Raw genomic sequence first — 6002 nt, forward strand, 5'->3', positions numbered from 1 at the left:
CCGCCCGCTCCGACTTTGAACAGATGTTTGACCTTGCCCCCGCCTCGCTCTGGCTGGAGGACTACAGCGGCATCAAGCGGCTGTTCGATGCCTGGCGTGCCGAAGGGGTGAGCGATCTGGGCGCGATGTTCGAGGCCCAGCCGGAACGCTTGGCCGAGGTGGCCGCAGCGCCCATGGTGCTCAAGGTCAACCAGCGCACGCTGGAGATGTTTGAGGCGGGCTCGCAGGAGGAGCTGGTGGGCCAGCTCAGCAAGGTGTTTGGCGACGGCACGCTGGACCAGTTTGGGCGCGAAATGGTGCAACTGTGGGAGAGCGGCCGTCAGTTCACCGGCGCTTCGGTCAACTACTCGCTGAGCGGGCGGCGCATTGATGTGGAGGTGCAGGCGCGGGTGCTCGAAGGCCATGAGGCCGACTGGAGCCGGGTGTTGGTGTCGCTGCAGGACGTGACCGCACGCGTTCAAGCCACACAACGCTTGCAGATGAGCGAGGCCTATGCGCACAACCTGTTCAAGTTTTCACCCGTGTCGCTGTGGGTGGAGGACTTCAGCGGCGTGCGTGCGCTGATGGACGAGGTGCGCGAGCGGGGCATTGAAGACCTGCGCACCTTCATCAACGTGCACCCCGAATTCGTGACCCGCTGCATGCGCGAGATCCGCGTCATCGACGTGAACCAGCAGACGCTGCGCATGTTTGGCGCGACCGACCGCGACACCCTGCTGCGCCAGCTCGACCGCGTGTTCCGCGGCGAGATGCACGACTCCTTTGCCGAGCAGCTGATCGACCTGTGGAAAGGCCAGTTGTTTCAGCAGCGTGAGGTGGTGAACTACTCGCTGGCCGGGAACCTGATGCACGTGCACATGCAGTTTGGTGTGCTGGATGGCCACGAGGCGAACTGGGACCTGGTGCTGGTCTCGCTGGTGGACATCACGGCCCGCAAAAAGGCCGAGGCCTACCTGGAGTACCTGGGCAAACACGACACGCTGACCAAGCTGCGCAACCGCACCTTCTACATCGAGGAACTGAACCGCCTTTCGCGCAAAGGGCCGTGGCCAGTGAGCGTGCTGGCCATCGACCTCAACGGCCTGAAAAACGCCAACGACAGCAACGGCCACGCAGCTGGTGACGCGCTGTTGCGGCGCGCAGGCGAGGTCTTGTCCAAGGCGGTCACCGAGCCCGCCTGCGCGGCCCGCATCGGCGGCGACGAGTTCATGGTGCTCATGCCGGGCACCGACCGCGCAGGTGCCGAGCGCCTGAAAGAGCACATCGACTCCATGCTGGAACTCAACAACCAGTTCTACCCCGGCCAGCCGCTGAGCCTGGCCGTGGGCATTGCCACCTGCCAGCAGGCCCACGAACTGGAACTGGCCTGCCAAGAAGCTGATCGGGCCATGTACGCGGCCAAGGCACATTACTACGCCACCCACCAGATCGAACGGCGGCGCGGCCGCGACGGCGCCTGAGCCAGCGTCAGCGTCAGCGACCGGTGAAACGCGCCGGCCGTTTGGCCAGAAAAGCGGCCACACCCTCCGCAAAATCGGCCGTGCCGGCGCAGGCCACAAACGCGCGTGCCTCGGCCTGCAGTTGGGTGTGCAGGTCGTGCTGGTCGGACGCGCGCATCAGCCGCTTGAGCCGCCCCACCGCCAGTGGCGCCGACGCTTCGATCTGGCGCGCCCATACCAGCGTGTGTTCGGCCAGGGCCTCGGCTGGCACCACGCGGTTGACCATGCCCAGCCGCAGCGCCTCGGCGGCGTCAAATGGCTCGCACAGCAGCGCAATCTCCAGCGCCTTGCGCAGGCCCACCCAGCGCGGCAACCCCCACGAGGTGCCGCAGTCGGAGCTGGTGCCTATGCGGGTGTAGGCCAGGTTGAAACGGGTGCCCTCCGCCGCCACGATCAGGTCGCACGTCAAGGCCAGGCCCAGACCACCGCCGGCCACCGCGCCCTGCACCGAGGCAATCACCGGTGCCGACAAGCCCGCCAGCAGTTCGATGCCGGCGTGCATCTCGCCGATCAGCTCGGCGGCCACGGCCGAGGGATCGGCCGCCATGCTTTGCAGGTCGCCTCCCGCCATGAAGGCCCGGCCTTCGCCGCTGAGCACCACCACCCGCACGGCGGCGTCGTTGTTGATCTGCTGGCAGGCCTGATGGAAGGCCTTGGCCATCGGCAGATCGATGGCGTTCATGGCCTGGGGCCGGTTGAAGCGCAGGTGAGCGATGCCGCCTTCGCGCCAGCAGCGCAGCGGGGTGACGTCGGGGGCAGCGGCAGACGGCAGGGCCATGATGGGGTCTCCTCAATCGACAACAACGGTGGCGCCATTTCAATGCACAAACCGCTGCGCGCGTGTGCCGCAAACGACAAAAGGGCCGCCTTGTGGGCGGCCCTTCTGCGGGGGAACAACACGCTGCCAGCTGGGCAGCGGGGCGGCAATCAGGCGCCCGCCGGCTGCGGCACTGTCTGGTACAGATCGCTGGCGCGCAACAGGTGGTCGCGCATGGCTTGCTCGGCGGCGGCCGGATCGCGTGCTGCAATGGCGTCGAGGATGCGGGTGTGTTCGGCCAGGGTCACCTGTTCGGCACCGGGCGCACGCACGATGGTCTGGTAGTAGGCGCTGGCCCAGTTGAACAGGGCTTCGACGATGGCCGGGAAGATGGGGTTGCCGGCGATGGTGGCGATCTCGCGGTGGAACAACATGTCGCGCTGCAGGAACAAATCCATGGCCGACAACGCGGCACGGTGTTCGTCCAGGCGCTGGCGCAGGCGGGCCACATCGGCATCGGTGGCGCGTTCGGCGGCAATGCGGCACAGGCCGGCCTCCAGAAACACCCGCGCGTCCTTGAGGTGTTCCAGCATCACGGGCTGCATGCGCAGCAGGTGCTGGGCGCCACCGGCGATCTGTTCGATCAGCAGGTCGGCCGTGGGCACCACCACCCGCGCGCGCTCGCCGTGGGCAATTTCCACGATGCCGGAGCGGGCCAGGTCCTGCAGCGCCTCGCGCACCGCGGGGCGGCCCACGCCGTAGAAGGCCATCAACTCGCGCTCGGCAGGCAGCTGGTCACCCGGTTTCCATTCGCCCGCGCGTATGCGCAGCAACAGGCGGTCCAGCACCTCCTGGTAAATTTTGCGCCGCTGTATCTGCTCAACACTCATGGGCGAAAAGCATACCGCAGGCAGCTCATTCAAACGGTGCCGTGCAACACGCGGCCAAAGAAGTCGGCCTGGCCCATCTGCCCGCCCTTGAGCACCACCTCCATGCCGTCCATGCCCGGCGCGTCGGACCACACGCGGCACAGCGGTGCGCCGGGCACCAGTTGGGCAGCCACGGTAAGCGCGGCGATGTCCAAGGCACTCGCCACGGCGCCCGAGCTGTCGCCCCCCGCGATGGCCAGGCGGCGCACGCCCGATGCCGCCACCAGGCGACGCATGGTCTCGGCCAGGGCGTCGCCCACGCGGGCGCTGGCCTCGGCCACACCCAAGCCAGCCGCCTCGGCCTGAACGGCAAAGGTGGTCACGGCCGGGTCATCGGGCCCGGCAGCGGAGTAGATGAGCGGGCTGCGGCCAGCTTGCAAGGCCACCAGCGCCATGCCCAGCACACGCGCGATCTCAAGCTCGCGGTGCTCGGGCCACAGCACCGCGCCCACGTCCAGCCGTTCGGTGGCAAACCCGTGTTCGGCCGCCCAGGCGATTTGCGCCGCCGTCATGGGCGAACAACTGCCACTAATAGCGGCGATGGCGGGCACGGCCTGCGTGGGTGGGAGCGCGGCGGGTTCGGGCAAGGCGCCGCTGCGGCGCCAGTGCGCAGCCAGGGCGTATTCCAGACCGGATGACGCGGCGCCGAACAGTCCCTCACCCCGATGTTCCCAGACCAGCCGACCGGCCTCGGCCAGCGTGTCCTCGTCCACCACGTCCAGCATCACCACCGGCACGTCGTCGCCCATGAGCGCGTGCAAGGCGGCGTCGCCCTGGCCCGCCTTGAGGGTGACGAGATCGATCAGTTCGATGCGGCGCGGCGTCTGCCGCGCCAGGTGCACACGCAGGTCGGACTCGCCCATGGGCGTGACCGGGTGGCGCGACATGGTGGGGTGGCGGTCCAGCCGGTGGACCACATCGCCCATGGCCGCGAACAGGTGGCCAAAGGCCTGGTAGCGGCGCAGGCGTGGCGAGCCCACCACCATGGGCGACCAGCGCCCGTGCATATGGGGCACACCCAGGTCGATCGCCTGGCCAATGCTGCCGCGCTCGGGGCTGGAATCGAAGGTGGAGCAGACCTTGTAGTGCAACAGCGGCGCACTAAAGGCCTGGAGGCTGGCAAAGGCCGCTGGCAACTGCTCGCGCATCCAAGCGGGCGTGTGGCCACGCGCCGTGCCGGCCAGGCCAATACAACGCATGTGGGCAAAGCGTTGCACCCACTCGGGGCCGGGGGTGCGCAAGAACAGCACGGTGGGCACACCGGCCGCCGTGAAGGCCTCCATCACGTCGGTGGAGCCCGTGAAATCGTCGCCGTAATAGGCCAGCAGCGGGCCAGCGGGCAAGGCGGTGTTGGTCATGCGGTTCACCAGAAACCCAGTGCGGCTTTCAACTCGGGGTGGCGCGCGGCGTGGGCCTGCACATCCACGCCGGCCACCGCCGCGTCCCACGCCTGGCGCAGCGCGGTCACACCCTGGGCCACGCCGCCCGGGTGGCCAAAAATGCCGCCGCCGGCTGCGAAGATGAGATCGGTGCCACCGGCCACGGCGTGGGTGGCGGCGGCCACCAGGCCGGTTTGGCCCGAGCTGAACACCGGCATGGCGGCCATGGGCGCGTCGGCCCACAAGGGCTTCAGCACCGCTTGTGCGGCGGCGGCCACCTCGGCATCGCTTTCGCTGAACTTGTTGCCCAGGCCGTTGACGTGCAGGTGATCGGCCCCGGCCAGGCGCCACAGCGTGTGCCAGGGCGCGTAGTCCCAGCCCAGCGCGGGGTGGCGGCTGAGGTAGCCCCAGCCGTTGCGGTGCGCGTGGATGGGCAGCTGGCTGTGGCGGCGCAGTTCGCGCAGGCCCACCAGGCCCACCGAATTGAGGCTCACCATCACGCAGGTGCCGCCCAGCGACAGCACCAGGTCGTGCCGGCGCTTCATTTCGTCCAGATCGCCGGTGAGGTTGAACGCGACCATGGGCTTGCGGCCCAGGCGCTCGGCGGCCGCATTCACCTCGCGCATCACCGCGCGCGCGCGCTCGTCGAACGGGCAATGCGGGCCGTCGGCCTGCAGCTCGTCGTCCTTGATGAAGTCGATGCCGCCGGCCAGCAGCTGGCGCACTTCGGCCGCCGTCTGCTCGGGGTTGAGGCCCACGCTGGGTTTGATGATCGTGCCAATCAGCGGCCCTTGGGCCACACCGGCCAGGCGGCGTGTGCCGGCGATGCCAAAGGCCGGGCCGGGGCTGGCCTGGGCAAAGGCAACGGGCAGGCGCAATTCGGTGATGCGCAGGCCCGACACACACTGCAGTTCGAACAGGTTGCCCGCGATGGTGGCCATCACGTTGGGCAGGCTCAGGCCCATGTTCTCCACCGACCACGACAGCTCCAGCCGCGCGCGCTGGAACCGCGCACCCGCCTTGTAACGGCCGGGCAGGCTGGGCTGGTCCACCACGTCGAGCAGCTCGAGGCGTTCTACGCGCGCGCCACAGCGTGCCTTGAGTTCGGGGGTTTCGTTGGCCAGAGCGAGGAAGGTGCCGCTGGACTGTTCGCCCGCAATCACCTCGGCGGCGCGCGCGGGGTTGTCGGGGGTTTCGAGCCAGTAACTGGCGTGGATGCGGTCGGACATGGTGTGGACGGTTTACTGAGGGCCGATGGCGGGCGCCGGCGCGGGGGAGACGGCCGGCGGTTTGGCGAACACCGCATCACGCAGCGTGAGCGAGATGGCGGGGATGTAGGTGATGAGGGCCAGGCAGCCCATGATGACCAGCACAAACGGCAGCAGGTGGCCCACGATGCGGTCCAGCGAAATCTTGGCCACCGTGCACGCGGCAAACA

Annotated in this window: 5 protein-coding genes and 1 pseudogene; 1 reads left to right on the forward strand and 5 read right to left on the reverse strand. The window is 68.5% G+C overall.

Going from position 1 to position 6002, the window contains the following annotated elements; genetic code table 11:
• Positions 1-1460 (forward strand): sensor domain-containing diguanylate cyclase (locus ACFQU0_RS04510; protein WP_382198932.1); only part of this gene is annotated, 1460 nt, incomplete at its 5' end.
• Between the two features lie 13 nt (positions 1461-1473).
• Here ACFQU0_RS04510 and ACFQU0_RS04515 read toward each other — a convergent pair.
• From ACFQU0_RS04515 to ACFQU0_RS04535, 5 genes and pseudogenes are all read right to left on the reverse strand, one after another.
• Positions 1474-2277 carry an enoyl-CoA hydratase/isomerase family protein gene (locus tag ACFQU0_RS04515; protein ID WP_382198933.1) on the reverse strand — a complete coding sequence of 268 codons (804 nt, stop codon included), beginning with the start codon at positions 2275-2277 and terminating at the stop codon, positions 1474-1476.
• A gap of 149 nt (positions 2278-2426) precedes the next feature.
• The gene (nanR, locus tag ACFQU0_RS04520) at positions 2427-3146 is read right to left on the reverse strand and encodes a transcriptional regulator NanR (protein WP_382198934.1); all 720 of its coding nucleotides are present in this window, start codon (positions 3144-3146) and stop codon (positions 2427-2429) included.
• Positions 3147-3175: 29 nt separating this feature from the next.
• Positions 3176-4543: a 3-oxo-isoapionate kinase OiaK gene (gene oiaK / locus ACFQU0_RS04525; protein WP_382198935.1), complete on the reverse strand. Its 1368-nt coding sequence runs from the start codon at positions 4541-4543 to the stop codon at positions 3176-3178.
• Positions 4544-4548: 5 nt separating this feature from the next.
• Positions 4549-5793 carry a ribulose-bisphosphate carboxylase large subunit family protein gene (locus ACFQU0_RS04530; RefSeq protein ID WP_382198936.1) on the reverse strand — a complete coding sequence of 415 codons (1245 nt, stop codon included), beginning with the start codon at positions 5791-5793 and terminating at the stop codon, positions 4549-4551.
• A gap of 12 nt (positions 5794-5805) precedes the next feature.
• Positions 5806-6002: pseudogene (locus ACFQU0_RS04535) on the reverse strand (C4-dicarboxylate ABC transporter permease); the annotation flags it as partial.

Origin of the sequence: Hydrogenophaga defluvii (assembly GCF_042665235.1) — a bacterium.
Classification (GTDB): Bacteria; Pseudomonadota; Gammaproteobacteria; order Burkholderiales; family Burkholderiaceae_C; genus Hydrogenophaga; species Hydrogenophaga defluvii_A.

Bases quoted from the DNA above. Each gene is read 5' to 3' on its own strand.
- ACFQU0_RS04530 (WP_382198936.1), bottom strand. From the start codon at position 5,793: ATGTCCGACCGCATCCACGCCAGTTACTGGCTCGAAACCCCCGACAAC.
- nanR (WP_382198934.1), bottom strand. From the start codon at position 3,146: ATGAGTGTTGAGCAGATACAGCGGCGCAAAATTTACCAGGAGGTGCTG.
- oiaK (WP_382198935.1), bottom strand. From the start codon at position 4,543: ATGACCAACACCGCCTTGCCCGCTGGCCCGCTGCTGGCCTATTACGGC.
- ACFQU0_RS04515 (WP_382198933.1), bottom strand. From the start codon at position 2,277: ATGGCCCTGCCGTCTGCCGCTGCCCCCGACGTCACCCCGCTGCGCTGC.